Source organism: Methylobacterium brachythecii, from assembly GCF_014196345.1.
Lineage (GTDB): Bacteria > Pseudomonadota > Alphaproteobacteria > Rhizobiales > Beijerinckiaceae > Methylobacterium > Methylobacterium brachythecii.
The window spans coordinates 88,416-110,219 of sequence record NZ_JACIDN010000003.1 but is presented as its reverse complement, the minus strand read 5'-3'; the positions used below and the strand labels follow the sequence as shown (position 1 = coordinate 110,219).

Below are 21,804 nucleotides of genomic sequence, written 5' to 3'. Positions count from 1 at the left end.
CCGCAGTCTACACCCGATCGGAGAGCCTACTGACCCCGCCGAGCCCGGCTCGCGAACGACACCGCATCCTCGGCCGCGCGAAACAGCGCCTTCGCCTTGTTCACGCATTCCTGCTGCTCGGAGGCAGGATCGGAATCGTAGACGATGCCCGCGCCGGCCTGCACGTGCATGCGACCGTCCTTCACGATGGCGGTGCGCAACACGATGCAGGTGTCCATCTCGCCACGCGCGCCGAAATAGCCGATGCAGCCGCCATAGGGGCCGCGCTTCTCGCGTTCCAGCTCGTCGATGATCTCCATGGCACGCACCTTAGGTGCACCGGAGACCGTACCGGCCGGGAAACCGGCCGCGAGTGCCGCGAGCGTGTCGTGCCTCGGGTCGAGGTCGCCCTCGACGTTCGAGACGATGTGCATGACCTGGCTGTAGAATTCGAGGAAGAACGAGCCGGTGACGGTGACCGTGCCGATCTTCGAGACGCGGCCGACGTCGTTGCGGCCGAGATCGAGCAGCATCAGGTGCTCGGAACGCTCCTTCGGATCGGCCAGCAGCTCGTCGGCAAGCGCCTTGTCCTCGGCGGGCGTGGCGCCACGGCGGCGCGTGCCGGCGATCGGACGGATCGTGACCTTGTCGTCGCGCACCCGCACCAGGATCTCGGGGCTGGAGCAGACGACCTGGAACTCCGAAAAATCGAGGTAGCAGAGGAAGGGCGCCGGGTTTGTCCGGCGCAGGCTCCGGTAGAGCGCGAAGGCCGGTAGCGTGAACGGTGCTTCGAAGCGCTGCGACAGCACCACCTGGAAGATGTCGCCGGCGACGATGTATTCCTTGGCCTTCGCGACCATCCGCAGGTACTCGTCCGGCGGCGTGTTCGAGACCGGCGTCGGTTGCGAGAGGCCGGCGGCGTCGACCCGCGCCTCGATCGGCAGCGGGGCCTCCAGCGCCGCGGTGGCGCGGTAGATGCGGTCGAGCGCGGCCTCGTAGGCCGCCTTGGCGGAGATGCCCTCGACGCGGCGCACCGGCGTCACCACGGTGAGTTGGTCGGCCACCGCGTCGAAGATCACCATCACGCGCGGCCGGATCAGCATCGCGTCGGGCACGCCGAGCGGGTCGGGGTTCGGCTGGGGCAGCCGCTCCATGCGGCGGACCATGTCGTAGCCGAGATAACCGAACAGGCCCGCGGCCATCGGCGGCAGCGCCTCGCCGGCCTCCTCGCCGATGGCGCTCTCGGCGATGAGCGCGCGCAGTGAGTCGAGCGGGAGGCGATCGTCGGGAACGAAGTCGCTCAGCGCCGCGTCGCGAGCGATCGCGGCGCCCTCGGTGCAGCGCCAGATCAGATCGGGATCGAGACCGATCATCGAGTAGCGTCCGCGCACGGCGCCGCCCTCGACGGATTCGAGCAGGAAGCCCGGTCCCGGATACTGTCCCTTCAGCTTGAGGAAGGCGGCAACCGGGGTCTCCAGGTCGGCCACCAGCGTCAGGCTGACGAGGCTGGCGCGGCCGGCATCGTAGGCGTGCGCGAAGCCCTCGAAACGGTCGGTCTCGGCCTGCATCAATACTCGCCGCCCAAGGCGCGCTTGAACGCGGTCTGGTTGACACTGACGCCGGCGTTCTTCTGGACGTCGGCGATGAACTCGCCGAGCACGTCGTCGGAGAGCGCGGTGCGGAAACCCTTTTCGGCATTCTTGTCGGTCGGCGTGCCAGCGACGAAGGCCGGCATCTCGGCCCGCGTAACCTTGTAGACGACGCGGTTCTCGCCCGACGGAGCCGAACCGGCCTTGTCGACGGCCGTCGCGAAGACACGATCGATCACCTCGGTGCCGAGCTCGTCCTTGGCCTGGTTGCGGGCCAGGTTGGCAACCGTCTTCGCCTCGACGCCGACGGTTCCGGCGACGGCCTCCGCCGTCTCGCCCTTGTCGAGCCGCTCGACCAATTCCTTGGCCTTCGCGGTGAGGCGCTTGGAGGTCTCGGATTCCTTCCAGCCCTTGGTCGCCGCGTCGCGGACCTCGTCGAGCGGCTTGTCGTGCGCCGCATCAATCTTGGCGACATCGTACCAGACGTAGCCACCGGACTTCGTGCGCAGGGCCTCGCTGTCGCCGCCCATCTCGGAGCGGAAGGCGGCGGCGAGCGTGGTGTCGGCATCCGGGATGCCTTCGACCTTGTTGCCGGCTGCGTCCTTGCCCTGGGCATCGACGGCGGGGATCGTCACGAGCGAGAGTTCGCGCTCCTTCGCTATGTCGGCGAGCGGCTTGCCGCTGGCTCGGGCATCCTCGATCGCGTCGTGAGTGGTCTCCAGCCCATCGCGGGCGCGCTGCAGCGCCATGGTCTTGCGAATTTCGTCCTTGACCTCGTCGAACGGCTTCTGCGTCGCGGGCTCGATGGCGGTGACGCGCAGCAACACGGTGCCGAAGCGGCCCTTCACCGGCGCGCTCACCTTGTCCTTCTCGAGCGCGAACGCGGCGGCGCCCACGGCCGGATCGAACAGCTCGGCCTTGGTGAGGTTGCCCAGCGATAGGTTCTTGGCGTCCACGCCGCGCGCTGTCGCAGTGACCTCGAACGGCACCTCGCCGCTTTCGATCTGCTTGCGGGCGGTTTCAGCGGTCGCTTCATCCGGAAAGGTGATCTGCTGAATGGTACGACGCTCCTGGCTGCCGTATTTGGCGGCGTTGGCGTCGTAGATCTTGCGTGTGTCGTCCTCGGTGATCGTGTCCGGCTTGGCCATCGCTTCCGGATCGAGGACGAGCAGGTTCAACGACCGCATCTCGGACGCGCGGAAGCTGCCCTTGTTGTTGTCGTAATAGGCCTTGAGTTCCTCGTCGGTGGGTGCCGGGATGTCGCCCGCGGCCGCCGGCGTCAGCATCAGAACGGAAGCGGTGCGGCGCTCGGTCGAGTAGCGGTGCACCGCCTCGCGCAGGGCCTGCGGCACCGGCAGCTCGGCCGTGACGGCATCGGCGAGTTGGAGGCGCGCGGCGACCGATCGCTGCTCACGCACGAACATGGCTTCGTTGATGCCGGCGCGGCTCAAGGTCTGGTGGAACAGGGTACGGTCGAACTTACCATCGGTGCCTTTGAAGGCCTGCTCCTCGCGGATCGCACGCAGGACCGCCTCGTCCGAGATGGCGAGGCCGAGATCGGACGTCTTCTGGTCGAGGGCAGCCTCGGTGATCAGCTGGCTCAGCACCTGCCGCTCCAGGCCCATCGCCCGGGCCTGCTCCGGCGTCAGCACGCGCTTGAGCTGCTGCTGGTAGCGGTTGAGCTGGTTCTGGTAGGCGGAGCGCACCGATTCCGCGGAGATCTGTGTCTTGCCGACGGTGGCGACGGCCGTGCTTGACCCTCCGCGAAAAAACTCTTCGACGCCGAAGATCGCGACACCCGCGATCAGGAAGAAGAAGATCACCGACATCACGATCTTGCCGAGCCAGTGCTGGCTCGCGTTGCGGATGTTCTGGAGCATGATGCCGCCCGGATGACGCCTGTTCGCCCTTTTCTCGCGAGGAAGAGGGCTTTGGAATGAGGGGCTCGCGATAGACCAAACGCGCCGCCGCGCAAAGGGCGACGACCGACTGCCGCTACTAAGGGGAAACGGTCCTCAGTCCGTTTGCGCGCCCAAGCTTGCTCTGATAGGCCGCCGGGATCACGAAAGAACGGTATAGGGAGACGGGACTACGATGGCGAGCACAGCACGGCGTCCGCTGGTTGCAGGCAACTGGAAGATGAACGGGCTGCGCTCTTCGATCGCGACGGTCGAGGCGGTTCGCAACGGGCTCAGCCCCGTGCTCGCCAAGACGATCGACGTCCTTATCTGCCCTCCCGCGACGCTGATCGCCTCCTGCGTCGCCGCGGTGGCCGGTTCGCCCATCGCCATCGGCGGCCAGAACCTGCACGCGCGGGCCAGCGGCGCCTTCACTGGCTCGATCTCGGCAGAGATGCTCGCCGATCTCGGAGCCCGCTACGTGATCCTCGGTCATTCCGAGCGGCGCGCCTATCACCACGAGACCGATAACGGCGTCCACGCCAAGGCGCTCGGCGCCCGCCGCGCCGGCCTGTGCGGCATCATCTGCGTCGGAGAGACCGAGGACGAGCGCGAGGAGGGCCGAACCCTCGACATCGTCCGCGCGCAGCTCGGTCTCGGCGTGCCCAAAGGTGCCACCGCCGCCGACACCGTGATCGCCTACGAGCCGGTCTGGGCGATTGGCACCGGCAAGACGCCATCGACCGCCGACATCGCCGAGGTGCATGCGTCCCTGCGCGATATGCTCGGCACCATGGTCGGCCCCGAAGAAGCGGAGAAGGTTCGCATCCTTTACGGCGGCTCGGTGAAGGCGAAGAACGCTCGCGAGCTGATGGCCGTGGAGAACGTCGACGGCGCCCTCGTCGGCGGCGCCAGCCTCGTCGCGGAGGACTTTCTGGGGATCTGCGCGGCTTATTCGTAGACGCTGCTGGAGGCCCGCCCCGCAGCGAGGTCAGTATCGAATACGGTGAACGCGACCTGATGCATGGTTTCGCACAGGCTTAAGCGGAACCATGAGCTTGACCGTGAGTTTTCCGGTCATGATCCATTTGAAGTCAACGCTCGCGATCTCCGCGATCATGCTTGCCGGATTGGTGGCGGCTTCGCCGTTTCCCTATTCGAGCGACCCTGACGCGCTCAAGCCGCGCCGCCCCCATGCAATGCAGCCGGTCTCCGCGGCCGAGGCAGCAACGACTCCGGTCGCCGTCGCCTGGGCCGATCCTCCGGTCAAGGCTGCGGCGCCGGTCGAGCAGCCGGCCGTCTTGGCGAGTGCAGCTACCGCTGCGGAGCCCTTAGCCGTCATTCCGGCGCAGGTTCGCCAAGTCACTCCACAGGCGCATGTCACTCCACAGGCGAAGGCCGAGCAGGCGCGCCGCCGCAAGATTGCCCGCGCCGCGACGCGTCAACGCCAAGCCGCGTCACGGCAGGCTGCGCCGCAGGGCTCCGGTGCTCCGGAGACGCAAGTCGCCAACGGGACGACGCAGAACAGCGGTTCCAGGATCGATCCGATCGGGGATATTCTCCGCGGGCTCGGCCTCGGCAAGCAGGGCTGATCGGAAAAAGGTTCGAGATTTCGGCGCTTCCGCTCTCGTTTCACGAACGCAGATCAGTCATCAGGAGCCACGCGAGGGCGTTGGCTCCTGATGACTGATCTGCCGCTAGCGTTGACGTGAAGGTTCGTCAGAGACCGCCGAAGGCCGAGCGCAGCAAGCCCTGCTGAGCGGCCACTGGGCTCTCGATCGGACGGGGCGTCGGCCGATCTTCGGCGATGAGCCCGTCGAGATGGAGAATTCTCGCGTGCAGCCGGCGAGAACGCTCGACGAGATCCTGAAGCTGCTGGGGCAGCAGCGCGAAGCCGTCACCCTCGTCCACCATCCGAGTCTCGGATGCCGTGAGTTTCACCCGGCGTTTCTCTTCCTGCGCCTGACCATGAGTGATCTCGCCCTCGGCCACTGCTCGCTGCACCAGGAGCCAAGAGGCAATCTGCATCAGCCGCGTGGTGAGGCGCATGCTCTCTCCGGCGTAAGCCAGCGTCGCCTCTCGCGAGGCACCGCGCGATTCGTCGCGGCCGTTTCCGTCGAGATATGCGGCGGTCTCCTCGACGAGAGCCATGCCGTCGCGAAACAGGGATTTGAAGCTCTCGGAGGCGACGTAGGTCTCCCCGAAGCTCACCCAGTCGTTCTCGTCACGGAACATGACATCCAAGCCGGTCAATCGTGCCTCCTGCGGCTCACCCGCGCGGCGGTCGCTCGAACGAGCGAATCCGCGGGCTGACGACACGAACCTAGCGCATTGCGCGGCGGCCGCACCGTTTACCGAGGCTTAACGTTAATCCGGGGCGCTTGTGCCACTGGCCTGCAAACGCCGTGTGAGATCGCACGGATCGGCAAGCGCAAGAAAAAAGCCGCCCCGGAGGACGGCTGTTATGAAGTCGAACAGGGAGGCATCAAACAGAGTGGACGAAACCACTCGACGTCCAGCAGGCTGGACATGAGATGATCATAGATTGGAAAGGTTAACGGATCGTTGCCATACGGCCGGCGCCGGTTCCGGCCCTTGCCATCCCGCGAGACCGCCGCACTATCAGGGCGGGGACCGCCCGGTCCCAACCAGCGGCACGGGAGACGGCGTGGACAAGAGCGAGAAGCAGAAGATGCTGGCCGGCGAACTCTACCGGCCGGGCGACCCCGAGATCCAGGCCGACATCGCGGCCAACAAGGCGTGGATGGTGCGCTACAACGCGGCCTCGGCAGCTCCGCCGGCCGAGCGACGCGCGCTGCTGCTGGAGCACTTCGCGCATGTCGGCGCCCATGCGGTGATCCGGCCGCCCTTCTTCTGCGACTACGGCTTCAACATCAGCATCGGCGACGGCGCCTTCATGAATTTCAACTGCGTGATTCTCGACGTCTGCTCAGTCACGATCGGTGATGGCACGCAGATCGGCCCTGCCGTGCAGATCTACGCGGCCGACCATCCGCGCGATCCGGAGCCGCGCCGGGAAGGGCTCGAATTCGGGCGCCCGGTCGTGATCGGTCGCAATGTCTGGATCGGCGGCGGGGCCATCATCGTACCGGGCGTCACCGTGGGTGATGATGCGGTGATCGGCGCCGGCTCCGTGGTCACGCGGGACGTACTCCCGGGTGCGACCGTTGCCGGCAATCCTGCGAGGCCGATCAGGAAGCGGAGCGAAGGTTAGAAATCGATCCGTAGAATTGACTTGGTGGGGGTCATCCGCCATAAGCCCGCGCCAAGTGATGCGGCGCCCTCGTGGCGCTCTTTGCGCTTGCCGACACATCGTTAACGGACGGACCTGTCCTCAGCGCGCCGAGGCGCCGCTTGGACCGTCATCCCGTCGCCCGGAGTTCACGTCATGAAGAGAACCTATCAGCCGAGCAAGCTCGTCCGGAAGCGCCGTCACGGCTTCCGTGCGCGCATGGCGACCGCCGGCGGCCGTAAGGTCATCGCCGCCCGTCGCGCCCACGGCCGCAAGAAGCTCTCCGCCTGAGGCGGCTTATCGCGCGTACCGGTCCAAACGGGCCGGACGCCGGAGACCGGCGGCCGTGCCAAGCATCAAACGCCTGAGGCGGCGCCCGGACTTCCTCGCCGCTGCGTCCGGCCGACGCTTCCACACCGAGCGCATGACCGCGCAGGGGCGGGTCCGCGAGCCTGACGAGATGCGCGACGGCGCCCGCGCCGAGGGGATTCATCTCGGCTTCACCATCACCAAGCGTGTTGGCCACGCCACCGAGCGCAACCGCATCCGACGCCGCCTGCGCGGTGCGATCGTCGCGCTCGGCGATGACGCCCCAGGTAGCCCGGCGGACGTCGTGCTCGTCGCTCGACGCCCTGCCCTTGCGGCCCCCTTCGACGCATTGGTCGACGACCTGCGCCGGGCGCTCAAGGTCGTGACCAAACCGCGCGGCGCGAAGGACACGCCCCGCGCACGGAGTGACGCCTCCGGCGTCGCGGCCCCTGGCGCTCGACGGCAATCGGGGGCACATGTCCCCCGCCAGCCGGATGCCGGCCAGGCGCAGCCCGACGAAACCTCTAGAACACAGACGGCGCACGGATCGACCGATGGGTAACGACAAGACGAACATGTTCGTCGCGATCGCCTTGTCTCTGGCGGTGCTGCTCGGCTGGAATTACTTCGTCGCCGCGCCGATGCACGAGCGGCAGAAGCAGGCGGCCGCTCAGAATCAGGTGCCCGGACAGTCTCCGGGCGGCGACCCCGTCCTCTCGCCGAGCCCGAAGGAAGGCGGCCCCGCCGCGCCGGCTCCCGGCACCGTTCCCGGCGCCAACCAGGCCCCGGTCTCGCGCGAGGAGGCCGTCGCCCGCTCGGCGCGTCTGCGCATCGACACCCCCGCCCTGTTCGGCTCGGTCGCCCTCAAAGGCGGCCGCATCGACGACGTGCTCCTGAAGAACTACCATGAGACCGTCAGCGACGAGAGCCCGCGCATCGTGCTGCTCTCGCCCACCGGCAGCGCCAATCCGTACTATGCCGAATTCGGCTGGGTCGGTTCCGATGCCGGCAAGCTGCCGAACGCTGACACGGTCTGGAAGGCAGATGCCGAGGTGCTCTCACCCGGCAAGCCGGTGACGCTGACTTGGGAGAACGGCGAGGGCCTGACCTTCAAGCGCATCCTCGCCGTGGATGACAAGTTCATGTTCACGGTGCGCGACGAGGTCGACAACACAGGCTCGAAGCCCGTGACGCTCTATCCCTACAGCCTGGTTTCGCGCTGGGGTAAGCCGCAGACCCAGGGCTATTACGTGCTGCACGAGGGCCTGATCGGAGCGCTGGGCGCCGATGGCCTTCAGGAATACACCTACGACAAGATCGGTAAGGAGCCGGTCTTCGGCGGTAATGCGAATACCCGCGGCAAGGCCTGGGACAACGTGACCGGCGGCTTCGTCGGCATCACCGACAAGTACTGGGCGGCGGCCGTTATCCCCGACCAGGACAAGCCCTTCAACGGCGCCTACACGGAGCGCTCCGAGGGCGCCACCAAGGTCTACCAGACCAGCGTGCGGGGCGAGGCCGTCTCAATCGCGCCGGGCGCGTCCTCCACGGCGACGCAGCGCCTGTTCGCGGGCGCCAAGGAGGTCAACCAGATCAACGGCTACCAGAAGGACCTCAACATCAAGCAGTTCGATCTGATGATCGATTGGGGCTGGTTCTGGTTCCTCACCAAGCCGATGTTCAAGGCGCTGGACTTCTTCTTCCACTGGCTCGGGAATTTCGGCGTCGCGATTCTGCTCGTGACCGCAATCCTGAAGCTGTTCTTCCTGCCGATCGCGAACCGCTCCTACGTCTCCATGGCCAAGATGAAGGCCGTGCAGCCCGAGATGACCTCCATCCGGGAGCGGTACAAAGACGACAAGATGAAACAGCAACAGGCGATGATGGAGCTTTACAAGAAGGAGAAGATCAATCCGGTCGCCGGCTGCTGGCCGGTTCTGATCCAGATCCCGGTCTTCTTCTCGCTCTACAAAGTTCTGTTCATCACCATCGAGATGCGGCACGCGCCGTTCTTCGGCTGGATCCAGGATCTCGCCGCGCCCGATCCGACGAGCCTCCTGAACCTGTTTGGCCTGCTGCCCTTCGCGGCGCCCGACTTCGTCCATCTCGGCGTTTGGCCGCTGATCATGGGCGTGACGATGTTCGTGCAGATGAAGATGAACCCCGCGCCGCCGGACCCGGTCCAGGCGCAGGTCTTCACCTTCATGCCGATCATCTTCACCTTCATGCTCGGCTCGTTCCCGGCCGGCCTGGTGATCTACTGGGCCTGGAACAACACCCTCTCGGTGCTCCAGCAATACGTCATCATGCGCCGCAACGGCGTGAAGGTGGAGTTGTGGGACAACCTCAGGGGCACCTTCACCAAGAAATCGCCCGAGAAGGGCGCAGCAGCCAAGAGCTGACGAGTCAGAGCTGACGTGAACGATATCGAGACAGAGAAGGCCGGCCTCGAGGAGGCCGGCCGCTTGCTATTCGCCGGAAGCGCCGACTTCTTCGCCGCCGCGCCTTCGCTCGGCGTGCTGCCGCCGATGGACGGCGTCGAGATCGCCTTCGCCGGGCGCTCGAACGTCGGCAAGTCGAGCCTGATCAACGCCCTGACGGGGCGCAACACGCTGGCGCGGACCTCGCACACGCCCGGCCGCACCCAGCAGCTCAACTTCTTCAAGATCGCCGAGCGGCTGACCCTGGTGGACATGCCGGGCTATGGCTACGCCGCCGTCGAGAAGGCCAAGGTCGAGGCCTGGACCCAACTGATCCACGCGTACCTGAAGGGTCGCGCCAACCTCGCCCGCGTGTTCATGCTGATCGACTCGCGCCACGGGCTGAAGTCGATCGACACCGACGTGCTCGACGGGCTCGACAAGGCGGCGGTGTCCTACCAGATCGTACTCACCAAGGGCGACGCGCTCAAGAAGAACGAGATCGAAGCGCGGATCGCGGGGATCCAGGCGGCCATCGCCAAGCGGCCAGCCGCCTTCCCGGAAGTGCTCCTCACGTCGAGCCGAGACGATCGTGGCGTGGTCGAGTTACGCGCTGGCGTTGCGCGCCTGCTGGCCGAGCGCGGGGCCTGAGCGCTCTCGGTTAGCGAGGCCCTCGCTCGCAAAGATTGCGAAAAAACAGCATCCTAGGAAGATTCGCAGCAAAATCTTGCCGCTTCGCCCATTTAACTTTTGATCACGGCAGACGCGCAGCTTGGCTGACGCATCATAGTTTTTTTACCTGTCCCAAGTAAAAATTAAGATAGATTAGCCGGCGACTAGGAGTTTGTTGCCGGCACTATGGGATAGAAACGATGCGGGCAATGTCTCTCTCGCTCAGAACATGTCTTTTTGCTGTTGTTGGACTTCTTGGGCTGAGCTTGGTGACAATCGCAGTGGGCGATCTCGTCAAGGCCTGGAATGCCGTCAGCAGCTCGGCAGTGGCTGAACAAGAAGCGCTCGCGGACAAGTCCGTGCTCGAAGCGCTCCAGGCTACTCGGTTCGAGAAGAGCTATACGCGTGGCGCGCTGCTCGTCAGTCCCGTCATGGAGAACATTCGCACCAAGATCTCCGCCACGCGTTTGGAACTCGACGACGCCGTCGCGAAGCTTGCGAAACAAGCCGCTTCGATCACCGATCCACTGATCCTGCCGCTCGCAGAGCAGGTCTTCGCCGACCATCGACAATTGGTGGCGCTGAGAACCAACGTCGACGAAGCCATGCAGAAGCCGCTCGACGCCCGTGACGCGACGCTGGTCAACCGCTTCTCGACGCAGTCGGACCGCCTGCTGACCGCTTTCGACGATTTATCCGGTGGCCTCAGCGACCGTATCAAGATCACTGCACCGGACAGCCGCGTGCTGGTCAACATCAAGAATGCGGCGTGGCGTACCCGCGCAACCATCGGCGAGGCTTACACGACCCTGACCCAGGCTGTCGTCCAGCGTAAGGGCCTGACCTCCGCCGACCTCGAGACGATCGCCGCCGGTGTCGGCAAGGCCGAAGCGCATTGGTCGACCGTGATCTCGGAAACGCGCCGGGCCAAAGTGCCCGATGTCGTCACCAAAGCTCAGGCGGCGGCCCAGGCGGCGCTGTTTTCGCAGGAGGGAATCGCTGCACGCAACGCCGTTCGCGATGACCTGCTGCACGGTAAGTTCAGCATCTCGGTCGCGGACTACCAGGCCGACAGCAACGTCCGCCAACGCAGCGTCGTGACGGTCGCCATGGCCGCGATGGATCAAGCCATCGCCGTGACGGAGGAGGCCGCCGGCCGGGCGAAGGCGGACATGATCAAGGCAATCGGCATGATCGCCATGGCGCTGATCTTCTCACTCGGCGGCTTCGCCATCACTCAGTATCGTGTCGTTGGCCCGCTCGGCGCGATGAACCACGCCATGTCGCGACTGAGTGGCGGCGATCTCGACACCGCGATCCCCGGCGCAGGCCGTCGCGACGAGATCGGCGCGATGGCTGCGTCGGTGCAAGTCTTCAAGGACAATTTGGTCCGCAGCCACGCTCTCGAGGAAGAGGCCTCACTCGCCCGTGCCGGCGCGGAAACCCAGCGCAAGCACGCGATGCGGCAGATGGCGGACACCTTCGAAGGGAGCGTGAGCGGAATCATCGGCGCCGTCACCGCCGCTGCCGCCCAGCTCCAGTCGACGGCCCGGAGCATGGCCTCCACCGCCACGGCGACGGCGAGCCAATCCGTCAACGTGGCCAGCGCCGCGGAAGAAGCCTCGGTCAACGTGAACACCGTTGCCGCTGCCGCCGAGCAACTCGGATCCTCGGTCCAGGAAATCGGCCGCCAAGTCGAAAGCTCGGCATCCCTGGCGCAGATGGCGGTGAGCGAGGCGGCGCAGACCGGCGCCCTCGTGCAGAACCTCAGCAGCGCTGCCGCCAAGATCGGCGACGTGGTGGCGATGATCACCACCATCGCAGGGCAGACCAACCTGCTCGCCCTCAACGCGACGATCGAGGCGGCGCGCGCGGGCGAAGCCGGGCGTGGCTTCGCGGTGGTCGCCGCCGAGGTGAAGGCCCTGGCCAACCAGACCGCCAAGGCCACCGAGGAGATCTCCGGCCAGATCGGTCAGATTCAGGCGGCGGCCGGTCAGGCCGTCGGCGCGATCGACGGGATCGCCGCACGTATCCAGGAGATCAGCGGTGTCGCGACCTCGATCTCGGCCGCCGTCGAGGAACAGGGCGCGGCAACGCAGGAGATCGTGCGCAACGTCTCGCAGGCTGCTGTCGGCACGAGCGAGGTGACCGACAACATCGCCGGCGTCGCCCATGCGGTGGAGGCAACCGGCGCCTCGGCTGGGCAAGTCCTGGGTGCAGCCAACGAGCTGTCCCGCCAATCCGAGGCCCTGTCGGACGAGGTGCGGCATTTCCTCTCCGGCGTGCGGGCGGCGTAGCCGCAATCGCCCCGGCAGGGCATGTCCCCGTGAGGAGATGCCCATGACCGCGATCGATCGTATCCTGCTGGCCCTGGCGGCCGTGTCCGGCCTGCTCGGAGTGGCCGCGAGCGCCGCGGCCGCGCACGGGGATGGCGGCGAGACTTTGAAGACCGCGGCGCAGTTCCTGCTGTTCCATGCACCGCTCGTCGTCGGCCTGGTCGCGCTGGCCGGCACTGAAGCCATGCACGGCCGACTTACCCGGTTCGCGGGCGCCGCCATCCTCGCGGGTCTCGCCCTGTTCTCCGGCGATCTCGCGATGCGTGCGCTCTCAGGCGTTCCGCTGTTCCCGATGGCCGCGCCAGCCGGCGGGCTCGTGCTGATGGCAGGGTGGCTTCTCGTCGCGGCGGCGGCCCTGGTTCCGTCACGAAAGTAACGGGCGAGCCCAACTTTCATCCGAATTCTGGTCTTCTAGCTCGCAACTCCCGCACTTCCACACGGGGCGGGAACGGAGTTCATGATGTCGCGTGTCGTCTCCCAGGCAGCGGGCCTAGCGCGTGTTCTGAAGGCGGCCGGTCGTACGCTGACGCTCGGCCTAGACCTGAAGGCGCGCAAGCGGGCAATCCGCTACCACTATGCGCCGAAGGCCGACATCCCCATCGATATTGGTTGCGTCGAAGTTTTCCGGGCCGAGAACTTCCCGGATTCGAAGTCTCAGCCCTGGCTCGACCAGCCGGATGCACTCGTACAGGTCGAACGGCGCCTAGCGCGGCGCAAAATCACCGCGAAGCAGGCTGAGATCTGCCGGTTTTGGCACGAGCACGGCTACTACGTCGCCCGCGGCGCGATCGATCCGGCAACGATCGACGCGACCTGGGCTGCCTATGAGGATGCCATCACGCGCGGCGATCTGATCCTCTCTCAGGAAAAAGCCGCCGATGACGATCTACATCCCGGCCGCTCGCTCAACCCGCACCAGACCGTGGGACTTATCGATGATCTGCTAAAGAATCCCGCGTTGCTCGACTTTTGCAGCCTCGTTCTCGGACGCAAGGCCATCCCGTTCCAGACTATTGCATCCCACAAGGGCAGCCAGCAGTCCGAACACTCGGACTCCATCCATATGACGACCTATCCGCTCGGCTATCTCGCCGCGTGCTGGGTCGCAATGGAGGACATCCACGTCGATTCAGGGCCGTTGGTCTACTATCCCGGCTCGCATCGCTGGCCCTACGTGTTCAGCCACGACGTCGGCATCTCACCCTCCGATTTTCAGGAGAAAGGCTACGCCGCCTACGCCGAGCGCTACGAGCCTGCGATGCGTCGTGCGGTAGAGGAGCACGATGCGCAGAAGCAGCACTTCATCGCTCGCAAGGGTGACGTCCTGTTCTGGCACGCCAATCTGGTGCACGGCGGATCCCCCCGCAACGCGATCCAGCATTCGCGCAAGGCGCTCGTGCATCACTACTTCGCCGAGGGCTGCATCTGCTACCACGACCTCGCGGCCTCCGCCTCAGCGGTGCACGGACCTACCGAGAACTTCCCGGTCTGCGGCGCATCGGATGCGTCGGTCGTTAAGCGCGCGAGTGCACCAGCATAGTCAGCTCGGGCCTCATTTCACGAGCGCAGGGAGTGGCGGCGCGACGCCCGGGGGCAGGGCGGTGCGGGCCATGTTCAAGGTCATCGCGAGCAGCGTGTAGTAGCCGTTGATCCCGGCCAGATCGATCGCGCCCTGCTCCCCGAACGTTTTTATGACGCGGGCGTAAGTCGTGTCGCTGACGGACTTGTTGCGATGAAGCTCGGTCGAGAAGGCGTAGACCAGCGTCTCCTCCTCGCCCATCGTATCGGGCCTCCGGCCCTCTCTCACAGCCTCGACGACGGCCGGATCGAGCCCGGCCTTCAGCGCGATCGGCTCGTGGATCTGCCATTCGAGTTGCTGGTCCCATTCCCGCGCCGTCAGCAGGATCGTGAATTCGCTGAGCTTGAGCGGGATCACGCTGTTGTAGCGCAGGTAGAGCCCCATGTTGCTCGCATTAAGCATTAGCTGAGGGCTGCGCAGCAGCGGCACGAAGGGGCCGAAGACCGGCACCTTGCGGGCAGCCAGGAACTCTTCCGACGCCTTCTTCTGCGCCTCGGTCTGCTGGGCGGCCGGGATTTCCGGCATTCGGTCCTGTGCAGAGGCGGTCGCCGTCATAAGCAATCCGATGGCAAGGGTGACGGCGAAGCGCACGCGAAAATCCTTCTCGGTCATCAGCCCGGCAACACCGGCGGATGGTAGTCCAGCGTAAAGGCGAAAGCCCACAGTAGAAACAACACCACCGGCAGGTGGAAGATCAGTTGCAGGAAGCTGAAGCCGACGATGTCACGCGCCTTCAGCCCGAGGATGCCGAGGAGCGGCAGCATGAAGAACGGGTTGATCAGGTTCGGGAGCGCCTCGGCCGCGTTGTAGACCTGTACCGCCCAACCGAGATGCACCTTCAGCTCGTTGGCCGCCTGCATCACATAGGGCGCCTCGAGCAGCCATTTGCCGCCGCCCGACGGCACGAAGAATCCGAGGACGGCCGAATACACGCCCATCGCCAGCGGAAAGCTACCTTGCGTGTTCAGGGCCACGAAGGCGTGCGCGATCACGTCGGCGAGGCTGTGGCCCCCGGCATTCTTGGCGCCGGTCAGAATCGCGGCGATGGCGGCGTAGAACGGGAACTGGATCAGGATTCCGGCAGTCGCCGGCACGGCCTTGCCGAGCGAGATCAGGAAGCGCTTCGGGCGCCAATGCAGCACGAAGCCGAGGAGCAGGAACAGGAAATTGTAGGTGTTGAGGTTCGAGATCGCGACGATCCAGCTCTGACGCGCGAATTCCTGGATCAGCCAACCGGCGGCCAGCAAGCCGATGACGATGGTGAGGACCGGCGCTTGCTCCAGCCATTCGCCCGGCTGGCGGGGGCCGCTGATCTCTTCTTCCTCGCGTTTCGGATCGATGCCGAGGTCCTGTGCGGTGACGGCGCTGTCGCGGCCCGGAGCGGACGCCAGCGCGATCAACGTCGACATGATCACCAAGATGGCGGCGATCACCATCGACTGCCAAAGGAAGATCGTCTCGCTGAACGGAATCACGCCGGTAATCGGCAGCAGGCTCGGCGGCAGGCTTTTCGGATTGGCCTGAAGCTGCGCGGCCGAGGAGGACAGCCCCATCGCCCAGGTCGCCCCGAGGCCGAGATAGGCGGCGGCGCCGGCCGCGCGGTAATCCATTCGCAGGTCTTCGCGCCGTGCCAGCGCCCGGGCGAGCAGGCCGCCGAAAATCAGGCTCAGGCCCCAGCTGAGGAGCGAGGACAGCATCGTCGCGATGGCGATAAGGCCGATCGCGCCGCGGCCCGTCTTCGGCACCAGCGCGATCCGGTCGATCAGGGCCTGGACGGGGGGCGAGGTCGCGACGACGTAGCCGCCGATGGTCACGAAGACCATCTGCATCGTGAAGGGGATCAGGCTCCAGAAACCGTCGCCGAAGCTTTTCGTCACGCTCTGTACAGGCGCGCCGTTCAGCAGCGCCGCGCCCGCGACGATGACCACGGCGATCGCGACGAACACGAAGGCGTCGGGGAACCACTTCTCCGCCCATTCGGTGAAGCGGAGGGCGAGACGCGCCATCGCGCTCTCCCCCGACGCTGCCGATCCGGGTGCCTTCTGATGATGTTCGGCCATTCGCGCCCTCTCCTTTCCGGCATAGGCGCCGAAACCGCGTCCCGGCTCAAGCGGCCAAGCGCGTCACGGGGCGCGGACCTGCAGGAAGTCCACCGCCTTCGACTCGTCGGGGCCGAACACGCCCGCGGTGAGCGCGCCGCCATAGACGGCGCCGGTATCGAGATTGGTGCGGAAGGCGCGGACGTCCGGCCGGCCCTTCGAGAGCGGCGTATGGCCGTGGACGACGTGGCGGCCGTAATCGCGTTCCTCGGACAGGAATGGCTCGCGAATCCACAGCCGCGTCTCGTCATCCGGATCGGGCACCTCCGCCTCCGGCCTGAAGCCGGCATGGACGTACCAGCGCCGGGCATCCTGGTGCAGGGTCGGGAGCGCCTCGATCCAGTCGAGCACGTCGCCGGGCAGGCCCTCCGGCCCCTCGACGTCGAACGAGCGCAGCGTGTCCCAGCCTCCGTTCTGCAGCCAGAGATCGCGGGCGCCGCGCTCATGCAGGGTCTTCAGCAGCATCGCCTCGTGGTTGCCCATGAGGCAGATCACGCCATCCTCGTCGCGCCATTGCAGCTTGCGCAGGGTCTCGATGACCCGTGCACTGTCAGCGCCACGATCGATGTAGTCGCCGAGGAAGACGAGCCGGCGCGGCCGCCCGGCCGCATGCGTTTCGATCTTCTCCAGAAGGGCGTCGAGCAGGTCGGCGCAGCCATGGATGTCGCCGACGGCGTAGGTGAGCGGATCGGCGTTCATGGAGCGGTTGTCGGGTCAATCGCCGGCCGGAGCAAGACGTCGGGCGTCACGACGGATCGCGGCGAAGCAGAGAGGCGACAGGCCTCAACCACCGGCCCAGTTTCCGGCGGGCACTGTCGGTTCGGCCGGCAAGCGAGCGCGCCCGGCGATCCCGTGCCTCGTCCTCCACGTCGTCGCGCGCGTCAATGCCGGCGAAGTCGTTCGCCCGGTCCAACATCTCAGCCGCGGCAGCCGCCGGATCCTCGATCGTCCAGCGCAGCAGGTAATCGCCGCCCTTCGTGTAATGCGTCGTCCGCGGAGCGTAGTAAAAGGCCGTATTCCCGTTGAGACGGTCGATTACCGGGAAGTTGGCGTTGATCTTCTCCCAGTAGTTCAAGGCGATGATCCGCCGTTCCGGCGCCGAGTAGAGCGAGGTGTGCAAGGCCGAGCCGGCGATGCCCATGATCGTCTTCCGGCGCGCCAGGAGCGCGACCTGCTGGGCAAAGCTGAGATCCTCGGGAAAGACGATCTCGACGCCGCGGCTTTCGAGCTCGCCGACGAGCGCGCCCTCATCGCTGGGCTTGTGCATGGAGCCCGCCGACAGCTTGAGCTTCGACAGGAAGATCGGCCGGTCTTCGGTATCGACCTCGTCATCACGCCAGAACGGTCGCCCGATGTGCCGGCACAGGGTCGCGTATTCCTGGTGAGCCCGGCCGTGACTGAAGCAGGGTTCGGGCACCACGAGGTTCGGGATTCTGTGAGGCTCGTCGAGGCAGACGAGATCGTCGACGTCGAGTCCGAACCGGGCGAGCATCACCGAGATGAAGTCGTGCGCGCGCCACTGATCGAGCCCGGGAGGCCCGTGGTAGAGCAGCTTCGTCGGAGGGCCCTGCCACGCCACGAGCGGCCAAAGTCGCGCGACCACGTCGGTCACGAAGTGCCCGAAATGCGCGGTCATCGGCCCCAGATAGAGGTGGATCCGATCGTCCGTGGCGGGGAGCCCGGCGCCAAAGGCGACGGCATCGAGGCTCTGGCCGGCAGCCGCGGCATTGGCCCCGCCGATCTCTCGGCCGCCTTCGTAGATGCCCCAATGACCCGGGCCGCCGAGCGGAACGTAGACGGCGTCCGCGACGCTGCGGATGCCAGGCTGCGGGCCGATCAGCTCGGCGGTTCCATTCGTCTCTCGGCAGCGCCGGATGGCCGGTTCGGTCCAGCGGCCCCTCGATGCTGGGCGAAGCGGCGTCATCGTCGTCCTTGTTGCGCCGGGCTATAGGCCCGATGCCGTCTCGATGCACAAGGGACGGCAGCCGGAGCGAAGGGGCGACCGACCCTGCCGGCCGCCCCACCGCATCCTCAACGCGGCATCAGTTCAGCGTCGCGCCCGCCGGGCGCTTGTCGGCACCCACCGTGACGTCGCCGATCATGAGACCCAGCGAGCCGAGCCGGACCGGCACCTCCTCGCCGTCGTGGATCTGGCCGGCGAGCAGCTGCTCGGCCATTGGATCCTGGACGTTCTTCTGGATCACCCGCTTCAGCGGCCGCGCCCCGTAGGCCGGGTCGTAACCCTTGTCGGCGAGCCAGTTGCGCGCTTCGTCGTCCACGTCGAGCGTGATCTTGCGCTCGTCGAGGAGCTTCTGAAGCCGGCTGAGCTGGATATCGACGATCGCACCCATCTCCGACCGCGCAAGGCGATGAAACAGGATGATCTCGTCGATCCGGTTCAGGAATTCCGGGCGGAAGTGCCCGCGCACCACGCCCATCACCTCCTCGCGGACCGCATCGGTGTCCTGTCCCGCCGGCTGGTTGACCAGATACTCGGAGCCGAGATTCGAGGTCATGATCAGCAGCGTGTTGCGGAAGTCGACCGTGCGCCCCTGCCCGTCCGTCAGACGCCCGTCGTCGAGCACCTGGAGCAGGATGTTGAACACGTCCGGATGCGCCTTCTCGACCTCGTCGAACAGCACGACCTGGTAGGGCCGGCGCCGCACGGCTTCGGTCAGCGCCCCGCCCTCCTCGTAGCCGACATAGCCGGGAGGCGCGCCGATCAGCCGGGCGACCGCGTGCTTCTCCATGTATTCCGACATGTCGATGCGCACGAGCGCGGTGTCATCGTCGAACAGGAAGCCGGCGAGCGCCTTGGTCAGCTCGGTCTTGCCGACGCCGGTCGGGCCGAGGAACATGAACGAGCCGATCGGCCGGTTCGGATCCTGCAGCCCGGCGCGGGCGCGGCGCACGGCGGTCGAGACCGCCTCCACCGCCTCACGCTGGCCGACGACGCGTTTTCCGAGTGCCGCCTCCATGGCGAGGAGCTTCTCGCGCTCGCCTTCGAGCATCTTGTCGACGGGCACGCCAGTCCAGCGCGAGACGACTCCCGCGATGTGCGACGGCGTGACGGCTTCCTCGACCATGCCGTCTCGCGCGATCGCGTTCTCGGCCGCCGCTTCCAGCTCGCCGAGCCGCTTTTCGAGGTCGGGGATGACGCCGTAGGCGAGCTCGCCCGCGCGCTGGTATTGGCCCAGGCGCTGAGCGCCCGCCAGTTCGGTTCGCGCTTCGTCGAGTTTTTTCTTCAGCTCGGCGGCCGCGCCGAGCTTGTCCTTCTCGGCCTTCCAGCGCGCCGTGATCGCGGCCGACTGCTCTTCGAGTTCGGCCAGTTCCTTCTGGAGCCGCTGCAGGCGGTCGCGCGAGGCCGTATCGGTCTCCTTCTTGAGCGCCTCGCCCTCGATCTTCAGCCGCACGATCTCGCGATCGACGTTATCGAGTTCCTCGGGCTTCGAATCCACCTGCATGCGCAGCCGCGAACCGGCCTCGTCCATCAGGTCGATGGCCTTGTCGGGCAGGAAGCGGTCGGTGATGTACCGGTTCGACAGCGTCGCCGCCGCGACCAGGGCGGAATCCTGGATGCGCACGCCGTGATGCTGCTCGTACTTCTCCTTGATGCCGCGCAGGATCGAGATCGTGTCCTCGACCGTCGGCTCGGACACGAAGACCGGCTGGAAACGGCGGGCCAGCGCCGCATCCTTCTCGACGTGCTTGCGGTACTCGTCGAGCGTGGTTGCGCCGACGCAGTGCAACTCGCCGCGGGCAAGCGCGGGCTTCAGGAGGTTTGAGGCGTCCATGGCGCCGTCGGCCTTTCCGGCGCCGACCAGCGTGTGCATCTCGTCGATGAACAGGATGATGCCGCCGGCCGCCGCCGTTACCTCGGAGAGCACACCCTTCAGCCGCTCCTCGAACTCGCCGCGATATTTCGCACCTGCGATCAGCGCGCCCATGTCGAGGGCAAGCAGGCTCTTCTCCTTCAGGCTCTCAGGCACGTCGCCGTTGACGATGCGCAGCGCCAGGCCCTCGATGATCGCGGTCTTGCCGACGCCCGGCTCGCCGATGAGGACGGGATTGTTCTTGGTGCGCCGGGACAAGACCTGGATGGTGCGGCGGATCTCCTCGTCGCGGCCGATCACCGGGTCGAGCTTGCCCTCGCGGGCCGCCTCGGTGAGATCGCGGGCGTATTTCTTGAGCGCGTCGTAGGCGTTCTCGGCCGACGCGTTGTCGGCCGTGCGGCCCTTGCGTAGCGCGTTTATCGCCGCGTTCAGTGAGGCCGCGGTGACCCCGGCCGCCGCCAAGATGCGGCCGGCCTCGGTGTCCTTCTCGACGGCGAAGGCGAGCAGCAGCCGCTCGACCGTGACATAGCTGTCGCCCGCCTTCTCGGCCGCCGTCTCGGCGGTGTCGAACAGGCGCACGAGATCGCGCGTCGCCTGAGGCTGCGAGGAATTCCCGGACACCTTGGGCTGCTTGACGAGCCATTGCTCGACCTGCGCCAGCGCGACCCGCGACTGACCGCCCGCGCGGTCGATCAGGCCGGCACACAGGCCTTCGGGATCGTCGAGAAGCACCTTGAGCAGATGGCCGGGCGCGAATTGCGGATTGCCCTCGCGCGTCGCGAGGGATTGCGCGGACTGGACGAAGCCGCGGGCGCGTTCGGTGTATTTTTCGAAGTTCATGCGTCGTTGCCCTTTCCCGGATCGAACGCCCTGCCCGGTCGATCGGCACAGCCCGCCCGATGCGAAATCCCGCGAGGTCTGCCCCCGCCGGGATACCGGCGCTCAAAAGCCGCCAGCCCTGCTGATTTGGTGTTGTAATTTCGCGACACAAGAGGTGCACCGCGGCGGCGGCAACGACTTGCGCGGGACGTGCGGCGAGGCTAGCCGAGTCCGATGACCTCACACCCCGCGATCCGCGTCGCGCAGCTCTACCGCTATCCCGTCAAAGGCCTGTCTCCGGAACGGATTGCGGAAGGGAGCCTGGAGACCAGCGGCTATTTTCCGGGCGATCGCCTCTACGCGATCGAGAACGGCCCCTCGGGCTTTAACGAGGTCGCCCCGCGTCATCTGCCCAAGATCGTGTACCTGGTGCTGATGCGCAACGAGGCCCTGGCCCGACTGCGCACCCGGTACGACGACGCTTCGGGACGTCTCAGTGTCGCGTATGAGGATCGCCTGGATGCCTCCTACGATCTCTCCAGCCGCGAGGGACGCGAAGCGCTCGCCGGATTCTTGAAAACGTATCTGCCGCACGAGTTGCGGGGCGAGCCGAAGGTGCTGGCATCGCCGCCGGGCTACCGCTTCACGGATTCGCGCACCGGTTTCGTTTCGCTGATCAATCTCGCCAGCGTCCGAGCGGTCGAGGATTTCGTCGGCGCGCCCGTAGACCCGCTGCGCTTTCGCGGAAACGTGTTCGTCGAAGGGCTCGAGCCCTGGGCCGAGCTCGATCTCGTCGGACGCATCGTCGAGGCGCCGGGCGGCGCGCGCCTGAAGGTGACCTCGCGGACCGTGCGCTGCGCGGCGACCAACGTCGACCCGCAGACCGGATTTCGCGACCTGCAGATTCCACGCGCGCTCAGCCAGCACCTCGGCCACGCCGATTGCGGCGTGTATGCCGAGGTGATCGCGGGCGGAGCACTCCGCGAGGGCGACGCGCTGACGCTCGGCTGAGCGGCCG

19 protein-coding genes are annotated in these 21,804 nt (G+C 66.4%); 11 read left to right on the top strand and 8 right to left on the bottom strand.

The features are described from left to right. Positions 1–26: 26 nt before the first annotated feature. Complete coding sequence (trpE, locus tag GGR33_RS08155) at positions 27–1,547, bottom strand: anthranilate synthase component I (protein ID WP_183503849.1); 1,521 nt, start codon at positions 1,545–1,547, stop codon at positions 27–29. Beyond that, positions 1,547–3,448 (bottom strand): SurA N-terminal domain-containing protein, encoded by a 1,902-nt coding sequence (locus GGR33_RS08150; protein WP_183503846.1) that lies wholly within the window; start codon positions 3,446–3,448, stop codon positions 1,547–1,549. The genes trpE and GGR33_RS08150 overlap by 1 nt, the downstream gene beginning before the upstream one ends. Before the next feature lie 214 nt (positions 3,449–3,662). Between GGR33_RS08150 and tpiA the strand changes: the two genes are divergently transcribed. Next, positions 3,663–4,427 (top strand): triose-phosphate isomerase, encoded by a 765-nt coding sequence (tpiA, locus tag GGR33_RS08145; RefSeq protein WP_183503844.1) that lies wholly within the window; start codon positions 3,663–3,665, stop codon positions 4,425–4,427. Between the two features lie 91 nt (positions 4,428–4,518). Further along, a complete protein-coding gene (locus tag GGR33_RS08140; protein ID WP_210301917.1) occupies positions 4,519–5,058 on the top strand; it encodes a hypothetical protein in 540 nt (179 codons plus the stop codon). A gap of 127 nt (positions 5,059–5,185) precedes the next feature. Here the strand turns inward: GGR33_RS08140 and rcdA are convergent, their stop codons facing one another. After that, positions 5,186–5,719: a protease adaptor protein RcdA gene (gene rcdA, locus GGR33_RS08135; RefSeq protein ID WP_183503840.1), complete on the bottom strand. Its 534-nt coding sequence runs from the start codon at positions 5,717–5,719 to the stop codon at positions 5,186–5,188. 439 nt (positions 5,720–6,158) lie between these two features. On the opposite strand from rcdA, the gene GGR33_RS08130 reads away from it, so the two are divergent. The 8 genes from GGR33_RS08130 to GGR33_RS08095 all read left to right on the top strand — a co-directional run bounded on the left by GGR33_RS08130 (position 6,159) and on the right by GGR33_RS08095 (position 13,996). After that, positions 6,159–6,701 (top strand): sugar O-acetyltransferase, encoded by a 543-nt coding sequence (locus tag GGR33_RS08130; protein WP_210301945.1) that lies wholly within the window; start codon positions 6,159–6,161, stop codon positions 6,699–6,701. Positions 6,702–6,875: 174 nt separating this feature from the next. Next, complete coding sequence (gene rpmH / locus GGR33_RS08125) at positions 6,876–7,010, top strand: 50S ribosomal protein L34 (RefSeq protein WP_055947927.1); 135 nt, start codon at positions 6,876–6,878, stop codon at positions 7,008–7,010. Between the two features lie 55 nt (positions 7,011–7,065). Beyond that, on the top strand, positions 7,066–7,590 hold the full coding sequence (gene rnpA / locus GGR33_RS08120; RefSeq protein ID WP_183503835.1) for a ribonuclease P protein component: 525 nt from the start codon (positions 7,066–7,068) through the stop codon (positions 7,588–7,590). Then, complete coding sequence (yidC, locus tag GGR33_RS08115) at positions 7,583–9,430, top strand: membrane protein insertase YidC (protein ID WP_183503833.1); 1,848 nt, start codon at positions 7,583–7,585, stop codon at positions 9,428–9,430. Before rnpA ends, yidC begins: the two co-directional genes overlap by 8 nt. A gap of 15 nt (positions 9,431–9,445) precedes the next feature. Then, complete coding sequence (gene yihA / locus GGR33_RS08110; RefSeq protein ID WP_183503831.1) at positions 9,446–10,099, top strand: ribosome biogenesis GTP-binding protein YihA/YsxC; 654 nt, start codon at positions 9,446–9,448, stop codon at positions 10,097–10,099. 290 nt (positions 10,100–10,389) lie between these two features. Beyond that, positions 10,390–12,417, top strand: coding sequence for a methyl-accepting chemotaxis protein (locus GGR33_RS08105; RefSeq protein ID WP_284211467.1), 2,028 nt, complete (start codon positions 10,390–10,392; stop codon positions 12,415–12,417). 43 nt (positions 12,418–12,460) lie between these two features. Beyond that, positions 12,461–12,832 (top strand): DUF423 domain-containing protein, encoded by a 372-nt coding sequence (locus tag GGR33_RS08100; protein ID WP_183503829.1) that lies wholly within the window; start codon positions 12,461–12,463, stop codon positions 12,830–12,832. 81 nt (positions 12,833–12,913) lie between these two features. Continuing rightward, positions 12,914–13,996 carry a phytanoyl-CoA dioxygenase family protein gene (locus GGR33_RS08095; protein WP_246412919.1) on the top strand — a complete coding sequence of 361 codons (1,083 nt, stop codon included), beginning with the start codon at positions 12,914–12,916 and terminating at the stop codon, positions 13,994–13,996. A gap of 12 nt (positions 13,997–14,008) precedes the next feature. Here GGR33_RS08095 and GGR33_RS08090 read toward each other — a convergent pair whose 3' ends face one another. The 5 genes from GGR33_RS08090 to clpB form a co-directional block, all read right to left on the bottom strand. After that, on the bottom strand, positions 14,009–14,647 hold the full coding sequence (locus tag GGR33_RS08090) for a carboxymuconolactone decarboxylase family protein (protein WP_246412918.1): 639 nt from the start codon (positions 14,645–14,647) through the stop codon (positions 14,009–14,011). After that, the gene (locus GGR33_RS08085; protein ID WP_183503827.1) at positions 14,647–16,095 is read right to left on the bottom strand and encodes a short-chain fatty acid transporter; all 1,449 of its coding nucleotides are present in this window, start codon (positions 16,093–16,095) and stop codon (positions 14,647–14,649) included. Before GGR33_RS08085 ends, GGR33_RS08090 begins: the two co-directional genes overlap by 1 nt. A 63-nt stretch (positions 16,096–16,158) precedes the next feature. Next, entirely contained in the window at positions 16,159–16,833 is a 675-nt protein-coding gene (locus GGR33_RS08080; RefSeq protein ID WP_183503825.1) for a metallophosphoesterase family protein, read from the bottom strand. Between the two features lie 46 nt (positions 16,834–16,879). Next, complete coding sequence (locus GGR33_RS08075) at positions 16,880–18,058, bottom strand: glycosyltransferase family 61 protein (RefSeq protein ID WP_183503822.1); 1,179 nt, start codon at positions 18,056–18,058, stop codon at positions 16,880–16,882. 118 nt (positions 18,059–18,176) lie between these two features. Continuing rightward, positions 18,177–20,807: an ATP-dependent chaperone ClpB gene (gene clpB, locus GGR33_RS08070; protein WP_183503820.1), complete on the bottom strand. Its 2,631-nt coding sequence runs from the start codon at positions 20,805–20,807 to the stop codon at positions 18,177–18,179. Between the two features lie 213 nt (positions 20,808–21,020). Here clpB and GGR33_RS08065 point away from each other — a divergent pair, with 213 nt between their 5' ends. Further along, entirely contained in the window at positions 21,021–21,797 is a 777-nt protein-coding gene (locus GGR33_RS08065) for an MOSC domain-containing protein (protein ID WP_183503818.1), read from the top strand. Positions 21,798–21,804 lie beyond the last annotated feature (7 nt).